Annotated in this window: 15 protein-coding genes and 1 pseudogene; 9 read left to right on the forward strand and 7 right to left on the reverse strand. The window is 61.1% G+C overall.

Translation table 11 applies throughout. The annotated features are described in order from the left end of the window. Positions 1 to 256 precede the first annotated feature (256 nt). The 3 genes from DQ405_RS08520 (at position 257) to DQ405_RS08530 (ending at position 2,347) form a co-directional block, all read left to right on the forward strand. Positions 257 to 619: a hypothetical protein gene (locus tag DQ405_RS08520; protein WP_168423798.1), complete on the forward strand. Its 363-nt coding sequence runs from the start codon at positions 257 to 259 to the stop codon at positions 617 to 619. 46 nt (positions 620 to 665) lie between these two features. Beyond that, on the forward strand, positions 666 to 983 hold the full coding sequence (locus tag DQ405_RS08525; RefSeq protein ID WP_241729874.1) for a hypothetical protein: 318 nt from the start codon (positions 666 to 668) through the stop codon (positions 981 to 983). Positions 984 to 1,165: 182 nt separating this feature from the next. Beyond that, entirely contained in the window at positions 1,166 to 2,347 is a 1,182-nt protein-coding gene (locus tag DQ405_RS08530; RefSeq protein ID WP_168423799.1) for a hypothetical protein, read from the forward strand. A 114-nt stretch (positions 2,348 to 2,461) separates the two neighbouring features. Here DQ405_RS08530 and DQ405_RS08535 read toward each other — a convergent pair whose 3' ends face one another. Both DQ405_RS08535 and DQ405_RS08540 read right to left on the reverse strand, forming a co-directional pair. After that, positions 2,462 to 3,808 carry an esterase-like activity of phytase family protein gene (locus tag DQ405_RS08535; protein ID WP_168423800.1) on the reverse strand — a complete coding sequence of 449 codons (1,347 nt, stop codon included), beginning with the start codon at positions 3,806 to 3,808 and terminating at the stop codon, positions 2,462 to 2,464. Between the two features lie 174 nt (positions 3,809 to 3,982). After that, positions 3,983 to 4,807: an aldo/keto reductase gene (locus DQ405_RS08540; protein WP_168423832.1), complete on the reverse strand. Its 825-nt coding sequence runs from the start codon at positions 4,805 to 4,807 to the stop codon at positions 3,983 to 3,985. Positions 4,808 to 5,410: 603 nt separating this feature from the next. Between DQ405_RS08540 and nirB the strand changes: the two genes are divergently transcribed. The 4 genes from nirB to DQ405_RS08560 all read left to right on the forward strand — a co-directional run bounded on the left by nirB (position 5,411) and on the right by DQ405_RS08560 (position 11,238). After that, on the forward strand, positions 5,411 to 7,984 hold the full coding sequence (gene nirB / locus DQ405_RS08545) for a nitrite reductase large subunit NirB (RefSeq protein WP_168423801.1): 2,574 nt from the start codon (positions 5,411 to 5,413) through the stop codon (positions 7,982 to 7,984). Next, complete coding sequence (gene nirD / locus DQ405_RS08550; RefSeq protein ID WP_168423802.1) at positions 7,984 to 8,361, forward strand: nitrite reductase small subunit NirD; 378 nt, start codon at positions 7,984 to 7,986, stop codon at positions 8,359 to 8,361. The genes nirB and nirD overlap by 1 nt, the downstream gene beginning before the upstream one ends. A gap of 102 nt (positions 8,362 to 8,463) precedes the next feature. Further along, complete coding sequence (locus tag DQ405_RS08555; RefSeq protein WP_168423803.1) at positions 8,464 to 9,279, forward strand: formate/nitrite transporter family protein; 816 nt, start codon at positions 8,464 to 8,466, stop codon at positions 9,277 to 9,279. Positions 9,280 to 9,516: 237 nt separating this feature from the next. Next, positions 9,517 to 11,238, forward strand: a complete 1,722-nt coding sequence (locus tag DQ405_RS08560) for a bifunctional protein-serine/threonine kinase/phosphatase (protein ID WP_168423804.1) — start codon at positions 9,517 to 9,519, stop codon at positions 11,236 to 11,238. 38 nt (positions 11,239 to 11,276) lie between these two features. On the opposite strand, the gene DQ405_RS08565 is transcribed toward DQ405_RS08560, so the two are convergent. Then, a complete protein-coding gene (locus tag DQ405_RS08565; protein WP_168423805.1) occupies positions 11,277 to 11,603 on the reverse strand; it encodes a hypothetical protein in 327 nt (108 codons plus the stop codon). A gap of 172 nt (positions 11,604 to 11,775) precedes the next feature. On the opposite strand from DQ405_RS08565, the gene DQ405_RS08570 reads away from it, so the two are divergent. Continuing rightward, entirely contained in the window at positions 11,776 to 12,084 is a 309-nt protein-coding gene (locus tag DQ405_RS08570) for a hypothetical protein (protein ID WP_168423833.1), read from the forward strand. Positions 12,085 to 12,360: 276 nt separating this feature from the next. Further along, entirely contained in the window at positions 12,361 to 13,032 is a 672-nt protein-coding gene (locus tag DQ405_RS08575; protein WP_375154432.1) for a TIGR04211 family SH3 domain-containing protein, read from the forward strand. 163 nt (positions 13,033 to 13,195) lie between these two features. Here DQ405_RS08575 and DQ405_RS08580 read toward each other — a convergent pair whose 3' ends face one another. From DQ405_RS08580 to DQ405_RS08595, 4 genes and pseudogenes are all read right to left on the reverse strand, one after another. Next, positions 13,196 to 13,402 (reverse strand): DUF3079 domain-containing protein, encoded by a 207-nt coding sequence (locus DQ405_RS08580; RefSeq protein ID WP_168423807.1) that lies wholly within the window; start codon positions 13,400 to 13,402, stop codon positions 13,196 to 13,198. A gap of 91 nt (positions 13,403 to 13,493) precedes the next feature. Then, positions 13,494 to 14,168 (reverse strand): RES family NAD+ phosphorylase, encoded by a 675-nt coding sequence (locus DQ405_RS08585; RefSeq protein ID WP_168423808.1) that lies wholly within the window; start codon positions 14,166 to 14,168, stop codon positions 13,494 to 13,496. Next, entirely contained in the window at positions 14,168 to 14,569 is a 402-nt protein-coding gene (locus DQ405_RS08590) for an MbcA/ParS/Xre antitoxin family protein (RefSeq protein WP_168423809.1), read from the reverse strand. Before DQ405_RS08590 ends, DQ405_RS08585 begins: the two co-directional genes overlap by 1 nt. Before the next feature lie 181 nt (positions 14,570 to 14,750). Further along, a pseudogene (locus DQ405_RS08595) lies at positions 14,751 to 17,113 on the reverse strand (DNA polymerase II). Between the last annotated feature and the right edge of the window lie 302 nt (positions 17,114 to 17,415).

Raw genomic sequence — 17,415 nt, forward strand, 5'->3', positions numbered from 1 at the left:
ACAGCGCTCAGCTCCGACCGACGTAGATCGAGGAGGTTCACTGCACGGCAATGAAAGGACGCACAAAACGTGCATTGGCTATTGACACGCCAAAACACGAATCGTTATCAGCACGAAGATGGTGAAGTCTGGAATGAGCCAGGCAAGGCGCTTATGGCGTCGTGCGAATCTAAACGCAGCTAAAACCGAGTCACCCGCCCCGAACTCAGCGTGCCAGTGCTGTTCACATATTTATATCGCTCATGCGGAGATCTAGATGAAAAGCCCACTCTTGGCGCTGGCCAGCCTGGCCATAGCAATCCCAGCCATTGCGCAGGATGTTGAAGTGTCCACTCGGCTCAACGGGATGGACATCGAAGTGACGCCCCTCGGGGTACCAGAGGCAGAGTCCAGCAAGGTTGATCTGGTTGGCGTGCCGGCGGTCAAGGTAACCAACCGCAGCAACGAAATTGCGTCGTGTCAGTTCCACGCGCTGCCCGAAGAAACCGTCATGACAGCAGCGCCGGCGTTTTCGGTGAACCCCAATGAGCAAGTCGTCATGCGTGTGCCGGGCAAATACTCCGCGGGTGGGCCAATCGCCCTGCTGGTGTGCAAGCCGGAAGGCACTCCAGAACAGTGACGACCAGAAAGTCCGCCATCCACCTGCCGATAGACAGGAGATCGTAATGACCAGATCCCTTTTAGCATCCTTGACGATGGCCACGCTGCTGGCCGCCACCCAAGCTGCCTTTGCACAATGGCCAGCAGGCACGCCACGAGAGGATACCGGCGCTAGGCCGAGCCCGATGGGTAACCCTACGCCGATGGAGAAACTCGAGACCCACCGCAACGAGCAAGGTCAGATCGTGACTGAGGATGGTCGCGTTGTTAAAGGCATGCAGGACGAGGAAACGGTGCCCAACCGGAACATGCATCGCACCGAGCAGGAAACGGTTACCGATGATCCGCCGCATGAATCGGCGAGCCCGGGCGAACTCGAATAGGGCAACCTTGATAAGCAGGCGGCACCGCACTCGCATGGAAATGCCTGCACGGAACTTGGCCATGTCGGCTCACCAGAGCTCCGTGGCGTTAGGTATGCACCGCCCTGTTGGCGAATATGCCCGGTGGGTCTGGCCGTTTCGCTATCCAATCACTTTGAAAGCGAATCGGGAATGCAATGCACATGAGCCGCTCGATGCGGGCAGGACGGCTGCTGGTAGCCGCCTCGCTCACCCTTTTGGCAGGCTGCGTAGGAACCGAACGCCTTGCCTCGGCGATGGCGACGATCAACCAGGACTACAGCCGGCTGCAGGACGAAGCGTTACTGCTGAACATCGTACGCCGTAGTGCTTCACTGCCAGCGCACTTCACGACGGTGACGACCATCCGTGGCCGTAGCCGTGTTTTCGCCGGCGCCAACTTGACCCTGCCATTCGGTGGCGAGGCACCATCGGACTTCAGTTTCAATCCGCATGTATCCGTCGAGCAAGGGCCCGGGTTCGATGTCTCGACCCAGGATAATCAGGAGTTCTACCGGGGCTACGTGGCCCCGATCAGCACCGCGTCGTTGGCATTCATGTTGCGCCAGGACCACGCGCCGGAATTGATTCTTTCGCTGTTCCTCGAAAGCGTGCATATCCAGAGTCCGAACGGGACGGAGCGCTTTTACAACAATCCGTCAAAGGTCAGCGACTTCGAGCGATTCCAACAGATGGTGAATCGTTTCGTGGACCAGGGCATCACCATGGAAACCGCGTTGGTTCTCAGCCGCTACGGGCCGGTACTTGAGCTTGAGCAAGCCCCCTCGATCGATCAGCTGGTTTCCGCGCGCAAGGAGAACCTTGCCTTCAGTGCCCTTGGAAACAACCGCTACCAACTCACTGAAGCGGTGGAGAGCGCCCGGTTCTGCTTCGTGCGGCCCCGCGAAAAGCTGTTCAAGCGCGCCCGCTGCGAACTTGAAGGCCGGAAAGAGTTTCAGCTGGATGATCCCGACTTCTTTGGCAGTGTGGGCGGAGGCCGCGTGTACTTCGAAGCCGAGGGTGTTGGCAAGGTGGAGCTGCACACCCGCTCTCTGGCGGAAGTCTTCGATTACCTGGGTGAATGCGTGCGCGTGCAGGAAGAAAAACGCAGTTTGCCGACCATCAGAACCCACTCCGGGCCGCAGCCCATCATCCGCGTGAAAACCGGATTGGCCAGGGATGCGGTCGTCAGCACCGAGTTCGCCGGCGATCAGTACTGGATTCCCAAGGGCCCCGCTGGCGGCCAGTCCGGCGCCGTGCTTTCGATGGTTTCACAGCTGCTCGCCCAGGCGCAGTCAGTCAGGGACATGCCCATCAACAACACAATCAACCTGATCGGCCAGTAGACTCACCTTATCCGCCCTCAGTTTGCTGGGGGCGGACTATTTCGGGGCCGTTTCACCGGCTCCGGTGGACGCAGTTCAACAGCTGGCGCTGCAAATGAATACGGTCCGGATAAATCAATATTGAGCCGTGGGACCCGAGACAGCGCAGCGGCGTTCGCCCTTCGCCTGTTGCAGGTGCGGCGGGCGAACGCCTGGTATGGGCTTCGCCAGCCGGATCTTGAGAAACTCCGTGGCATCCGCCGCTAGCTCGCGACCACCGCCGCCGGGGAAGTTGTTGTCGTTGGTGACCAACAAGGTCCGCGAATCCAGCGGCAGCACGCTCTCGATAGTCACGTAGGGAAACGAGAACGTCCTTTGTCCGTCGCCGTTCAGATCATCAGGATCGGCCAGTTGCATGAGGTCGACAGCTTCGGTCTTGCGCACTTCCCCGCCACTGGCGACACCGCGGGTTTCGATCAGGTAGATTTTCTTGAACGGGGTGCCGTTGGTGGCGGTTGCGTTATTGCGCTCGATGACCAGGAAGCGCGTCTCATCGATCGCCGTCATGTCACCGATCGCATGCTCGGGCGCCTGCAGCCGGAAGAAGAACACTTTGCCAGTGTAGCGCTCCTGATCGATATCGAACTCGTTGATGCGCAAGGTGCCGGCCGGATCGCCGCTGACGGTTTTCTCCAGCAGCGCGTACAGGCGATCACCACGCGGGTTGATCGCCATGCCTTCGAAACCGCCGGACCCGCCCAGGTTGGCGGTTGCTCGCCCCGCCACCACATCGGCATGCTGCGGCGCGTAGACACCCGGCAGTGAGATGGCGCTGCGAGTGACGGTGCCGGACGCATCGGTCTTGACCAAATAGGGCCCGAACTCGTCGCCAAACCACATCGCGCAATTCTTGTCTCGGCGCACCGATTCGATGTCCAGGTCAGCGCCAGTCAGCAGGCGACCGAAGTCGATCGCGCTGTCGACACGTGGCTTCGACCCGTCGTTGTAATAAAAGCGGTAGTCCGCCTGGATGGGCAGCTCGAGCTTCTGATTGATGTCGTTGAGTGTGAGACGTGAGGGATGGGTGAAACGTGCCAGCGGAGCGCCGCTGAGGTAGTCACTGGCACTGACTTTACCGCTGCCACCATTGGCGGTACGGAAGTCCGGCCGCACGCTGTACAGACGCAACAGCGTATCGGCAGAGTTACCCTGCCCACCGAAGCCATTGTCGGTCATGAACACGAAGCTGTTTTCATCCGCGCCCGGCAACACTGCTGAGAACCCCTGCACCGGCTGGCGGCCGTCATAAGGCGGCTGGAAAGTGCCGTAAGGGTTGCCGGTCGCCATCTGACCCGAGGTGGGGCCATCTGAGAAAGTATCGGCGGGCATCATCGCCCAGCCGACCAAGGTGTTGCCGGCCGCCATCACTGGGGCGGAAATCGCCATGGCAAGCGCCACGACCAATGGCTTCGGGATTCGCATGAGTCAGTGTCTCCATCCGATTGGAGCCGGCACCGTGCGACATGCGCGGCACTCTGGCACCGGAGAACCACCTTAGAAAATCACTGTGTCAGCAATATGACTATAGCCTAAAATCCGTCAATCGGACGTCACCGCACACTGAGAAGCGCCGAGCGGCCCGGCCATGACTGCGCATCAGGCGACCTCATGCCCTCGCGCCGCCTGCGCAAGATAGAACCAAGTTGGAGTGTCGAGCTGCAGCTCGGCACCGAGCAGCGCTTCCTCGATGCGCTCCCAGCGCAGGCTGCCGAGGATCGGCACTGGCTTGCCGGGCAGTTTACGCAGCCAGGCCAGGGCGACCTGATTGGCTGTGGCGCCCAGCGCCGCGCCAACCTCTTCGAGCGCCTGCTGCAATTGCGGGCCGAAGCGTCCACCTCCCATCGGCGACCAAGCCAGCACATGCAACCCTTCGCTTTCCATGGCGTGCAGCCGCCCATCCCATGCGGCCGCCTGGGTCTGCAGGGACAGTTCGATCTGATTGCAGCGCAACGGCAGTTCCCGCGCCAGCGTCTGGCAGTGCAGCAGCTCGGCATTGGAGACGCCAAGCCAGCCGATCTTGCCGCTGCCGACCAGATCGTCCAGCGCCCGGGCAACCTCTTCGACCCGCAGCAAGGGGTCTGGGCGATGCAGCAGAAAACCATCCAGGCGTTCGACGCCCAGTCGCTTCAGCGAGCCCTCCACCGCCTGGGTGAGATAGTCCGCCTGGGTGTTGTAGTGCTTGACCCGCCAGCGGGAGCTGTCCTGCGAAACAGGCACGATATCGGCCTTGCCGATCAGTTGAATCTGCTGACGCAACGCGGGGCGCAGCTTCAGAGCGGCACCGAAATGCGCCTCGCATTCGCCGGCACCGTAAATATCGGCGTGATCGAAGACTCTCAGGCCGCGCTCGACGCAGCGTTCGAGAAAGCCCAGCAGCGCTTGTGGCTGCGCCAGTTCGGGGTATTGCATCAGGCGCATCATGCCTAGCAAGAGGGGTTGTTCGACGACCTTGTTCACGTGATCTCCTCGTCAGAGATTGGGGCCAGAGGCAAGGCAACCCTACCGAGTATTGGCGGTGGTGTACTGACCGAGCCCAACGCGCAAGGTTCGGCTCCGGGTCGAGACGCCTGCCATATACCGCCCCAAAAAAGGGAACCGGCCTCGAGCACGCACCCTTCTGGGTCAGTGCCGCGCCTCTGCAAGCGGAACCGGGCGAGAAGTCGATGAGGGCCATTGGTGGGCTAAAGCCCACCCTACGGTAGACGGAGGCTTGTGTAGGGCGGGCTTTAGCCCACCAGTTCCTCGCCGCGGTTCCCTGGACGCTGGCACCTGCACGCGACACTGGCATGCAACCTGCTAAGTCTCCTGCAAAGCCTGCCGAACGATTCGACAGAGCCTCCCGGGGTCACCGATGACCATCAGCCGAAAGCGGCCCGGGACGGGTGCAACGAGCAACGCCGCTCGAACCATCACCTCACAATTCTTGAATACCAGGCAAAGGCGCCTGGAGCTGCCCGACAGCTCCAGGCGCCTTTTTGTTTTTGTACGACGACGCCGAACAGGGCTTCGACGGAGGAACCGGTCATGAACGCAATCGTCACCCCGATCAAGAGTGAAACGCTGGTGGTCATCGGCAATGGTATGGTGGGGCATCACTGCGTCGAGCAGCTGGTCGAGCGCGGCGCCCTTGGCCAGTACCACATCCATGTCTACGGCGAAGAACGCCAGCGGGCGTACGACCGAGTTCATCTCTCCGAGTATTTCGGTGGCCGCGACGCCGAATCGCTGGCCATGTGCGAAGCCGACTACTACGCGGCCCACGGCGTACACATGCACCTCGGCGTCCAGGTGCTGGAAATCGACCGTGAGCGCAAGGAAGTGATCACCCGCGAAGGTCGCCAGCCCTACGACAAACTGATCCTGGCGACCGGCTCCTACCCGTTCGTGCCGCCGATTCCAGGCGCCGAAGGCAGTTCGCGCCTGGTCTACCGCACCCTGGACGATCTGGATTCGATTCGCGCCGCTGCCAACAACGCCAAGCGCGGCGTGGTCGTCGGTGGCGGCCTGCTCGGACTGGAAGCGGCCAACGCACTCAAGTCGCTCGGTCTTGAAGCGCATGTGGTCGAGTTCGCCCCGCGCTTGATGCCTGTTCAGCTGGACGAGGAAGGCGGCAAGGCGCTCAAGGCCCGTATCGAGGCACTGGGCGTCGGTGTGCACCTGTCCCGCGCCACGCAGGAAATCGTCATCGGTGAGGAGTACGCCTATCGGATGAACTTCAACGATGGCGCTGATGGTAGATGTGAGTATCTGGAAACCGACCTGATCGTCTTCTCAGCCGGCATCCGCCCGCAGGATGCGCTGGGCCGCAGCGCCGAGCTGGAGATCGCGCCGCGCGGCGGCGTGGTGATCGATGCTGACTACCGCACCAGCGACCCCTCGATCTATGCCATCGGTGAGTGTGCCTCCTGGAACGGCATGGTCTTCGGCCTGGTCGCACCCGGCTACACCATGGCGCGCAACCTGGCCGCCCTGCTCTGCGGCGAGCCGCACCAGCCCTTCAGCGGTGCGGACATGTCGACCAAGCTCAAGCTGCTCGGTGTCGATGTCGGCTCCATCGGCGATGCCCATGCCGCCACGCCAGGCGCCAAGAGCTATCGCTTCATCGACGAAGCCAACGCCAGTTACCGTCGCTTGGTGCTCTCCGAGGACGGCAAGCGCGTCATCGGCGCCGTGCTGATCGGCGACAACAGTTATTACGATACCCTGCTGCAGTACGCACAGAACGGCATCAAGCTGCCGGCCGATCCGTCCAGCCTGATCCTGCCGCTGTCCGATGGCGCACCGACGCTGGGCGCCGATGCCCTGCCGGACACCGCGACCATCTGCTCCTGCCACAACGTCACCAAAGGGGCGGTGTGCTGTCAGGTCGATGCTGGCATCACTGACCTCGGCGAGCTGAAGGCTGCAACCAAAGCCGGCACCGGTTGCGGCGGTTGCAGCGCACTGCTCAAGCAGGTCTTCGAGCACGAGCTGACCGCTCGCGGCGTCGAAGTCGACAAGAGCCTCTGCGAGCATTTTGCCCATACACGCCAGGAGCTGTACGGCATCGTCCGGGTCGAGGGCATCATTAGCTTCGAAGAACTGCTGGCCAAGCACGGCCGCGGCCACACCGGTTGCGACCTCTGCAAACCGGCGGTGGGCTCGATCCTCGCGTCCTGCTGGAACCAGCCGATCACCGATCCGGGACTGATCCCGCTGCAGGACACCAACGACACCTTCATGGCCAACATGCAGAAGAACGGGACCTACTCCGTGGTGCCGCGCATCGCCGGTGGCGAGATCACCCCGGACAAGCTGATCGCGCTCGGTGCGGTGGCCAAGAAATACGACCTCTACACCAAGATCACCGGCGGCCAGCGCATCGACCTGTTCGGCGCCCAGCTGCACGAGCTGCCGGACATCTGGGGCGAGTTGATCGAAGCCGGCTTCGAGACCGGCCACGCCTATGGCAAGTCGCTGCGCACGGTGAAATCCTGCGTCGGCAGTACCTGGTGCCGCTACGGCGTGCAGGACAGCGTCGGCATGGCGCTGCGCCTGGAGGATCGCTACAAGGGCCTGCGCTCGCCGCACAAGATCAAGTTCGGCGTCTCCGGCTGCACCCGTGAATGTGCCGAAGCGCAGAGCAAGGACATCGGCGTGATCGCCACCGAAAACGGCTGGAACCTCTACGTGGCCGGCAACGGCGGCATGCGTCCGCGCCACGCTGAGCTGTTCGCTACAGACCTCGATGACGAGACCCTGGTGCGCTACATCGACCGCTTCCTGATGTTCTACATCCGCACCGCGGACAAACTGCAACGCACCTCGGTATGGCGTGAATCCCTCGAAGGCGGTCTCGACTACCTCAAGGAAGTCATCATCGACGACAGCCTGAATCTCGCTGCCGAGCTCGAGGCGCAAATGCAGCTGGTGGTCGATCGCTACGAATGCGAGTGGGCCAACGCCATCAAGGATCCGGAAAAGCTCAAGCGCTTCCGCACATTCGTCAACGATCAGCGCGGCGACCCGGACATTCATTTCGTCAAGGAACGCGGCCAGCGACGTCCGGTGCACGCGTCCGAACTCCATTTGATTCCCGTCACCGAGGAGGTGCTCTGATGAGCCAGCCCAACGCCGTACGCATGCAATCGAGAGAATCTGCCAGCTGGCGAGCGCTGTGCAGCCGCCGGGACCTGGTCGCCCATTCAGGCGTGGTCGCCTGGCTCGATGGCGAACAGGTGGCGCTGTTTCACCTGCCTGATAACGAGGCCGGTGAGCAGATTTTCGCCATCGCCAACAAGGACCCGAAGTCCGGCGCTAACGTCATCGGCCGCGGCATTGTCGGGCAGCTGAAAGGTGATCTGGTAATCGCCTCGCCGTTGTACAAGCAACACTTTCGCCTGCAGGACGGCGCCTGCCTGGAGTACCCCGAACAACGTCTGCAGGTCTGGCCGGTGCGCCTTAACGGCGATGCGGTGGAAATCGCCACGGGCTGAGCAGCACCGCCGGCCCCTTGTGTGGGCGTCAGTCCGCAGAGGGGCTCGCTGAAAGATAAACCCGACGTTGTTCGGGCCGGATCGCCACTTAGAGAATTGAATATGTCCTACATCATCCCTTCGGAGTTCGTCACCAAGATGGTCGACGCCGGTGAGTCCAAGATCTTCATGTCCACACGGGATACGTTGATTCGGGCCTTCATGGCAGGTGCCATCCTCGCGCTGGCGGCAGTCTTCGCCATCTCCATCACGGTACAAACCGGTTCGCCACTGGTGGGGGCCATGCTCTTCCCGGTCGGCTTCGTCATGCTGTACTTGATGGGGTTCGACCTGTTGACCGGCGTCTTCGTGCTGACCCCGCTGGCGCTGCTCGACAGACGCCCGGGTGTGACGGTGAACGGCGTGCTGCGCAACTGGGGGCTGGTATTTCTCGGTAACTTCGCCGGCGCGCTGACCGTGGCCTTCATGATGGCGTTCGTCTTCACCACAGGCTTTGCAACCGATCCGGGCGTCATCGGCGAAAAAATCTCCACCATCGGTGAAGCCCGGACCCTGGGTTATGCCGAGTTCGGCGCGGCCGGTTGGGTCACCATTTTCCTACGCGGCATGCTGTGCAATTGGATGGTGTCGATGGGCGTGGTGGGTGCAATGATCTCCACGACAGTCAGCGGCAAGACGATCGCCATGTGGATGCCGATCATGCTGTTCTTCTACATGGGCTTCGAGCATTCAGTGGTGAACATGTTTCTGTTCCCCTCAGCAATGATCATGGGCGGTGACTTTTCGGTCATGGATTACATGATCTGGAACGAAATCCCGACCGCGCTGGGCAACCTGGTTGGCGGTCTGGCCTTCACCGGCCTCACGCTTTACACCACCCACGTCAAGACCGGCGCGAAGCGAGCGCTGGTGCGTTGAGGCGGCAATCAAGCGGTATCTAACAGCCTCATCAGCAAGTTGGCTCCTACAGAAGCGGGCAGGCAGCGGCAACAAGCTGAAGTAGGAACACATACCGTAGGAGCAAGCTTGCTCGCGAATAGCCGGGCCGACGCTGCAATGATCGCGACGGTGGAACAGCTTCGCCAGCAAGCTGGCTCCTACGAAGCGCGCCAGCAGCGATAACCGCAAGGCTGGGTTGGGTTAGATTTCGAGCAAATGACCAATCAACTCAAGATTTCGGTGGGCCAATGCACCGACAAGGGCCTGAAGGACACCAACCAGGACTTCCACGGTGTATACATTCCCAAAGAGCCCCAATTGAGCAGCAAGGGCGTCGCCATTGCACTGGCCGACGGCATCAGCAGCAGCGCCGTCAGCCATATTGCCAGCGAGTCGGCTGTCACCGGTTTCTTCGCCGACTACTACTGCACCTCCGACGCATGGTCAGTCAAAACATCAGCACAGAGGGTGCTGATGGCGACCAACTCATGGTTGCATTCCCAGGGCCAACGAAGCCCTGACCGCTTCGACCCGGATCGCGGTTACGTCTGCACTTTCAGCGCCATGGTCATCAAGTCGGCAACGGCGCATCTATTTCATGCCGGTGATTCGCGAATCTATCGCGTCCAAGGCAACGCCCTGGAGCAGTTGACCATCGATCACCGTATGTGGGTTGCGGGGGACAAGAGTTACCTGAGCCGAGCCCTGGGCATCCACCCGCAACTGGATCTGGACTACCGCGCCGAGCCCATCGAAGTCGGTGATACCTTCATCCTGGCCACTGACGGCGTTTACGAATACATCAGCGCGGCGTCGATGCTCCGTGCCATTGCCCGCAACGCCGAGGACCTCGACGCAGCCGCACGAGCGATCGTCGCCCAGGCACTGGACCAGGGCAGCGATGACAACCTCACGGTACAGATCCTGCGCATCGACGCGCTTCCGTCACCCCAAGCTAACGAGCTCTACCAGCAGCTGACCGAGCGGCCCCTCCCGCCGATACTCGAGGCGCGGGCCGTATTCGACGGCTACACCATCGTGCGCGAAGTGCATGCCAGTAGCCGCAGCCATGTTTATCTCGCCACCGACAACGACAGCCAGACGCCGGTGATCATCAAGACTCCATCCATCGACCTGCAGCGGGACGTGCAGTATTTGGAACGTTTTCTGACTGAGGAATGGGTCGCGCGGCGCATCAACGACGCCCATGTGGTCAAGCCGTGCCTGCAGACGCGCAAACGCAACTTTCTTTACAGCGTCAGCGAGTTTATCGAAGGCCAGACGCTGACCCAGTGGATGGTCGACAACCCGCGACCGGATCTGGAAACGGTGCGCGGCATCATCGAGCAAATCGCCAAGGGACTGCGCGCTTTTCACCGGCTGGAGATGCTGCATCAGGATCTGCGTCCCGAAAACATCATGATCGACGGCACCGGCACAGTGAAAATCATCGACTTCGGCTCGACCCGCGTCGCCGGCATCATGGAAATCGCTTCGGCCACCGAGCGCAGCGATCTGCTTGGCACTGTTCAGTACACGGCACCTGAGTATTTTCTCGGGGAAAGTGGCAGCACCCGCTCGGATATGTTTTCGCTGGCGGTGATCACCTATCAGATGCTCACCGGCGCCCTGCCCTATGGCACGCAGGTGGCAAGCTGCCGCACCCGTGCGGCACAGAACAAGCTCAGCTATCGCTCGATCCGCGATCGCGATCGCGCGGTACCGGCCTGGATCGATGATGTGCTGCGCAAGGCGCTGCACCCCGATCCATACAAGCGCTACGAGGATCTGTCCGAATTCATGTTCGAGTTACGTCAGCCCAATCAGGCGTTTCTCAACAAGGCCAGGCCGCGGCTGTTGGAGCGCAACCCGGCGCTGTTCTGGAAAGGCGTATCCGTGGCGTTGACGTTTGCGGTAGCCGTACTACTGCTCCGTTGACAAAGTTGACGGCAAGCTGCCAGCCAAACAGTGACGCATCACTCCGGCCGCTGCGGCGCATAAACGTTAAGCGCCGGATCGGTAATGCCGTCCTTCGAAGGGTCGAGAATCCAGCGCAGTTGCGTGACCAGTTCGTCGCAATTCTCGCCGCGCTGCTGCCAGTCCTGAAACGCAATCCGTGCAGCGGTCAGCGATTGTTCTGCGACTCGCTCAGCCTCGGTAGTCGGGTCACCGGATTGCCATTGATCGAATACGGACTTGAGCCCGCGCTGCGCTTCTTCCGCGCCCAGCTCACCGTCCGACCAGCGCGACGTGATGTCCTGGGCTTTTTGCAGCGCGCTGACCGAGGGGTTCGGCGTTTCCATCTTTGACTACCTCCAAGGATTCTTATGCAGGTTGGAGTCCGGCTTCGTCGACGAATTCGGCTCCGCCTATCAGCGGAGCCTGCGTTCGCACCGTTGATCCGCACGACATTGCCAAGGGCCTCTACCGATGGTCGCATCTCTATATTCAAGCTCACGCAACCGAGGTGGTGATATCAACCTGATTCAGCTGCTGCTTCCGCTTTACGACAACCACGGGCAAGCATTGCCCAAGACGCTGTTTGCCCAGGTCCGCGACGAGCTCGTGGAGCAGTTCGGCGGACTGACCGCCTACACCCGCGCTCCCGTGGACGGGCTCTGGCGCGAAGACGACAACCATGCCGTTCACGACGACCTGGTCATCTACGAAGTCATGGCTTGCGAACTCGACCGCGCTTGGTGGGCCAATTATCGGGCATTGCTGGAAACTCGCTTCCGCCAGGAGCAGCTGTTGATCCGGGCGCAGCGGGTCGAGATATTGTAGCGATGCTTCTGTTGATCAAGGTTGTGAGCAGACGCTGGGCCGAGCGCAAAACCATCGCAGGACTGATCCAGCCACAGCACAGGATGATGAAAATTTAATGAACCGGCAGCTTTTCACGCTGTCTGTCCTGTCTGCAGGACCACTGGGCCAAATGCCCATCTTGGGAGAATGCATCCTCCCTTTCGCAATCGGCACATCCGGACGCTCCGGATCCGCTTATGTTTCGGCCCGCTCACCGGGCATCATCTTTTTGTCAACGCGAAGACCACCATGTTCATATCCCGTCATCTTCTTGCCCTTCTTTCCCGCGTTTCCGGGTCCGCCACGCAACGCCGGGCCTTCCGTGCTGGACTGTTCGGCACTCTGCTGGCCGTCATCGTGCCGGCCCAGGCTCAGCAGGCGACCAATGACCGCTGGGTCAGCGACAGCCTGAACACTTACGTACGCAGCGGCCCAACGGACGGCTATCGCATCGTCGGCACACTCACTTCTGGGGAGAAAGTCGAACTGCTCGACACACAGGGCGATTACAGCCAGGTCCGCAGCGAAAATGGCGACCGGGTCTGGATCCGCAGCGCCGATTTACAAGAAATGCCCGGCCAGGCGGAACGTTTGCCGGAACTGGAGCAGCAGGTTGCCGAGCTCAGCGAAGAGCTGCGCACCATCGACGACAGCTGGAAGGCTCGGGTAAAGGGCATGCAGGAGACGCTCGATTCGCGCAAAGCCTTGATCGACGAACTGGAAGCGCGCCGGCAGGCACTGGACACCGCACTTACCTCCACCGAATCGGAGCTGCGCGATGCCCAGGCGCGCCTCGGCGATGAAAACAATCAGGTACTGATGCGTTACATGGTTTACGGCGGCAGCATCGCAGGCGCGGGTTTGCTGGCCGGACTGATCATTCCGGCGATGACGCGCGGCCGCAAGCGTAACGACCGCTGGTTCTGAGGTGGCGGGCCGGCCATTTACGAAATGCCAGAGCCTGAAATTTGCTCGCCGTGCGAGGTTGGACTCAGACGTCTGCTCGGCGCGGTTTTAGAAGGTCAGGCGGAAGAGCAACTGCGACTAGTACAGCACGAGTAGCAGAACTCGAGTGTGCAGGTCCGATTGGTCATTGCTCACTGTCGTGCGGCTTGTCGGTAGCGATCAGATCGCCCCAATCACCGTACTGGTACCAATCATCGCCCATCATTTCGGCCGGATGCTGGGTCCGGCCGGCGCCGTTGCCGCAGGCCAATGAGTCGGCCGAACAATAGCGGTCGCAGCCCCAGCAGATGCGTTCGGGGTGTGGCGGGTTCAACGGGAATTTCTTGGCCATTGGCGGCCTCGTCCGGGTCAGCTGAGCAGTCAGGTTAATCAGCCGAGGCTCGCGAAGAATTGATCAAGCTCAAGAACGCTGTACTGGATGCTCAGACCAACACTTCGCTGATCTGCAAGATGTGCGTGATCGCGCCCGCACGGGCGTCCCACACGTAGCGAAAATGCGGCCCTTGCACTGGCAGCGAGACCGCTTGTGGGCGGAAGGCCGCGACACATTCGTGCCCTTCCAGTCGCACGCTTCGATAAAGCAGGCCCCAAGTCTTGCCGTCGCGATGTTCGCGTGCAAAAGCCTGACTGTTGCCGTAGCCGGCCGGATCGGGTTGATGCAGCTCGGGTACGTCGCGCACGTCGATGAGCGGTTTCATGATCTTGTTTACGTAGGCGCGCATGGTGATCTCGGCATTCGCCTCGCGCGTGGCTGCTAAGAAGCGCTCCTGATGGAACTTGGTTTCCGCAATGGCCGCGTCTATCGAACTGGCACAGTAATAGACACCATAGCTACCGTCGCTGAAGCGACTGGCATTGCCGATATGAGTAAAGGCGGCCATTACCGGCGTCGAACCCGGTCCGCTGACTCGATCTCCAGGCGCGACGCGCTGCAATAAGCCGGCCTCTTCGCGCAGACGATCGTTGGTCATGGCCTCCAGCGCGAAGGCGATCTCCAGGTCGTCCGGGCTAAGCGTGTCCTCATAGACGTCCAGGGGCGGAAACGAGCTGTTGATGATGCGGTACGCCCGCCGCCAGGCTGGCAGGATCGCCTGCATCAGCCGCGCACCCAGTCGAGGTAGCGGCGCACGTCCGCCAGATCGACCACCTGCCCAGCCAGCATGTAATCAAGGGCACTCATACCATTGAACGGCGCGGCATCATTGGGCTTGTGTACCCATTCGTATGCGCGCTCGGTTTGATTGCTGAAAATAATACGTAGCGCTTTGTGGATACCCATCAAATAGGAAATCCGCTCCAGCGTATCCCGCGGCAGGCGAACTTCCGGAAGCTTCTTGTATTTGAAGTAAGTCGTATTGCCCACCGAACCGAGCAATACGCGCTGTTGTTCGGCGCTGCAATTCCACAACCGCATGAGGTTGAAGAAAAACGTCAGCGCGACTCGCCCTGCGTCGGGGGAGGTTATATCCGGCTTGCTGACCGCCTGCTCGAGTTTCATCTTCGGCTCCGCTGTTATCACTACTGAGGACAGGTTACTACGCATATGAATGATTTCAACATTTAAATTCATATACGAATCCCTGCGGCGTGCAACTCAGCGGGCAGTTCCGATGATGGAGCCGAACAGTTGCGAAGCAAGAAACGTTACTTCAGGCCCACAACGAAGTTTGAAGGGCACCTCAGAAGAGCCCAAGCTGGTCATCGATAAGTGCTGAGAAGCTGTCGCCCACGAATGGCAGGATGGCATCGGCAATTGGCTGCAGCTGACGCGTCACATAATGGTCGTAGTCGATCGCGGCCCGGCGCACCTCCAGCGGTTCCGGGCCGCCACCGTCATCAAGTAGCTGATCCATCCGCCACTCTGGTATTGCCGCTGGCGGCCCTGCTGCAGGTTGTAGTCATCGGCGATCCGCGCCGCGCGCACATGTGGCGGGACGTTGCGCTCATAATCATCCAGCCGGCGGCGCAGGCGTTTGCGGAAGATCAGCAGCTCGTCCAGCTCGCCGGCCAATGTGCTGCGGACATAATCGCGCACGTAGTCCTGATAGGGTTCGCGGTTAAAGATGCGCCGGTACAGCTCCTGCTGGAACTGCTGGGCGAGCGGCGACCAGTCGGTGCGTACCGTTTCCAGGCCCTTGAATACCAGGCCGTCGCTGCCGTCAGGGCGAGTGACCAGCCCGGCGTAGCGCTTCTTGCTGCCCTCCTCCGCACCCCGAATAGTCGGCATCAGGAAGCGCTTGAAGTGACTCTCGAATTGCAATTCCAGGGCGCTCTGCAGGCCGAACTCACGCTGCAGGTGCTCACGCCACCAGCCGTTGATCTGCTGCGCCAGATGCTTACCGATGTGCGCCGCGTCCTCGTCGTTGTGGGCGCGCTTGAGCCAGACGAAAGTGGAATCGGTGTCACCGTAGATCACGCTGTAACCCTCGGCCTCGATCAGCTCGCGGGTGTGGCGCATGATCTCGTGCCCACGCAAGGTAATGGACGAAGCCAGGCGCGGATCGAAGAAACGGCAACCGCTGGAACCGAGCACACCGTAGAACGCGTTCATGATGATCTTCAGCGCCTGGGACAGTGGCTTGTTGCCCTCGCGCTTGGCCGATTCGCGCCCTTCCCAGACCCGTTCGACGATCGCCGGCAGGCAATGCCGCGTGCGGGAGAAGCGCGCGCCGCGGAAGCCAGGCACCGAGTCGCTGCCCTCGGGATGACGCATCCCCTCCACCAGCCCCACCGGATCGATGAGAAAGGTCCGGATGATCGAGGGGTACAGACTCTTGTAATCCAGCACCAGCACCGATTCGTACAGGCCCGGCTGCGAGTTCATCACGAAGCCGCCGGGGCTGGCCTCCGGCGGTCGCTCGCCAAGGTTCGGCGCGACGAAACCCTGGCGGTGCATCAACGGGATATAGAGGTGTTCGAACGCCGCCACCGAGCCGCCGCTGCGATCGGCCGGCAATCCCGTGACGGTGGCGCGCTCGAGCAGGAAGGTCAGCAGTTCGGTCTTGTCGAAGATCCGCGTGACCAGCTCGCAATCCTTGAGGTTGTAGCGCGCCAGGGCCGGCTTGTCCTCGGCGAACATGCGGTTGATTTCATCCATTCGTTGATAAGGCGTGTCGATGGCCTTGCCTTCGCCGAGCAGCGTTTGGGCGACGTTTTCCAGGCTGAACGAGGGGAAGCTCCAGGTGGCCGAACGCAGGGCCTCGATACCATCGATGATCAGCCGGCCCGCCGCCGCCGCGAAGAAATGGTTGCCTCGGCTGCCATGCTCGCGCCAGGTCATCTCCTCCCCACCGCGACCCAAGCGCAGCGGTACCTGATAACGCTGCGCCTGTTCACGCAGCACGCGCAGATCGAACTGCACCAGGTTCCAGCCGATGATGGCATCCGGATCGTGCAGCGCCAGCCAGTCGTTCAGCCGCTCGATCAGCTGCTTACGGCTGTCGCAGTAGTTCAGCTGGAAATCCACGGCGGAACTGTCGCCATTGGCCGGGCCGAGCATATAGACCTGGCGCTGGCCACAGCCTTCCAGCGCGATGGAATACAGCTCGCCGCGCATGGTGGTTTCGATATCCAGCGAGACCAGCCGGAGTTGCGGCCGGTAGTCCGACGCTGGTCGGATCTGTGCGTCGACCAGCACGCTCTCGGCGTTCGGGGTACCGGTAAAACTAACCGGCGCGGTGATGAAGCGCTCCATCAGATAGCGCTCCGGCGGACGAATATCTCCCTCATACACATCCAGCCCGGCGGCGCGTAAGCGCTTGTCCAGATTCATCAGCTGACGGTGCTGCTTGCAATACAGCCCAACCACCGGGCGATGGCGGAAATCGGTCAGGTTCAGCGGACGCAACTCGACGTCTCGCTCGCCTTTGAGCAGCAGTTCGACCTTGCGTTGCTGCGTCGCTGGGATGAAGCCAACGGAAGGCTGATACGGCACGCGCAGACGACGTGGCCCGGTATCGGTGGCCAGCCAGAACTCCACCTCGGTGCCCGCCGCCGTGTCACGCCAGTGCCTGGTCAGGACAAAGCCCTGTTGAAGATCCACCGTTCGCCGTCCTTATTCTTTCGAGGCGACCATTCTACGTGGCAATGACTTAGCGGATGCGACCGAGCGAAAGCGCGGATCATACGATGTCGAACAAGAGCGACGAGGCGGCGTAAGATCTTTTTCCCCCTCCAATTTCCGGCTTTGACAAACGCCCATACGCTGACAATACTGATCGCAGTTGTACGACGACATAAACTTACAATAACAATGGATAAGCCGCATGCCCTCATGCCCAACCGCCGTGCGCGCTCTGCCGCTGTTGCGTCACGCCTACAGCCCGCCTCGACTGATTAACTGAC

The sequence above is a fragment of the Pseudomonas sp. SST3 genome (genome assembly GCF_003325755.1).

Excerpts from the sequence above, each read along its gene's own strand:
- nirD (WP_168423802.1), top strand. The coding sequence starts at position 7,984 with ATGAGCCAGCCCAACGCCGTACGCATGCAATCGAGAGAATCTGCCAGC.
- DQ405_RS08580 (WP_168423807.1), bottom strand. The coding sequence starts at position 13,402 with ATGGCCAAGAAATTCCCGTTGAACCCGCCACACCCCGAACGCATCTGC.
- DQ405_RS08525 (WP_241729874.1), top strand. The coding sequence starts at position 666 with ATGACCAGATCCCTTTTAGCATCCTTGACGATGGCCACGCTGCTGGCC.
- DQ405_RS08565 (WP_168423805.1), bottom strand. The coding sequence starts at position 11,603 with ATGGAAACGCCGAACCCCTCGGTCAGCGCGCTGCAAAAAGCCCAGGAC.
- DQ405_RS08560 (WP_168423804.1), top strand. The coding sequence starts at position 9,517 with ATGACCAATCAACTCAAGATTTCGGTGGGCCAATGCACCGACAAGGGC.
- DQ405_RS08585 (WP_168423808.1), bottom strand. The coding sequence starts at position 14,168 with ATGCAGGCGATCCTGCCAGCCTGGCGGCGGGCGTACCGCATCATCAAC.
- DQ405_RS08555 (WP_168423803.1), top strand. The coding sequence starts at position 8,464 with ATGTCCTACATCATCCCTTCGGAGTTCGTCACCAAGATGGTCGACGCC.
- DQ405_RS08530 (WP_168423799.1), top strand. The coding sequence starts at position 1,166 with ATGAGCCGCTCGATGCGGGCAGGACGGCTGCTGGTAGCCGCCTCGCTC.
- DQ405_RS08590 (WP_168423809.1), bottom strand. The coding sequence starts at position 14,569 with ATGAAACTCGAGCAGGCGGTCAGCAAGCCGGATATAACCTCCCCCGAC.
- DQ405_RS08535 (WP_168423800.1), bottom strand. The coding sequence starts at position 3,808 with ATGCGAATCCCGAAGCCATTGGTCGTGGCGCTTGCCATGGCGATTTCC.
- DQ405_RS08520 (WP_168423798.1), top strand. The coding sequence starts at position 257 with ATGAAAAGCCCACTCTTGGCGCTGGCCAGCCTGGCCATAGCAATCCCA.
- DQ405_RS08540 (WP_168423832.1), bottom strand. The coding sequence starts at position 4,807 with ATGATGCGCCTGATGCAATACCCCGAACTGGCGCAGCCACAAGCGCTG.
- nirB (WP_168423801.1), top strand. The coding sequence starts at position 5,411 with ATGAACGCAATCGTCACCCCGATCAAGAGTGAAACGCTGGTGGTCATC.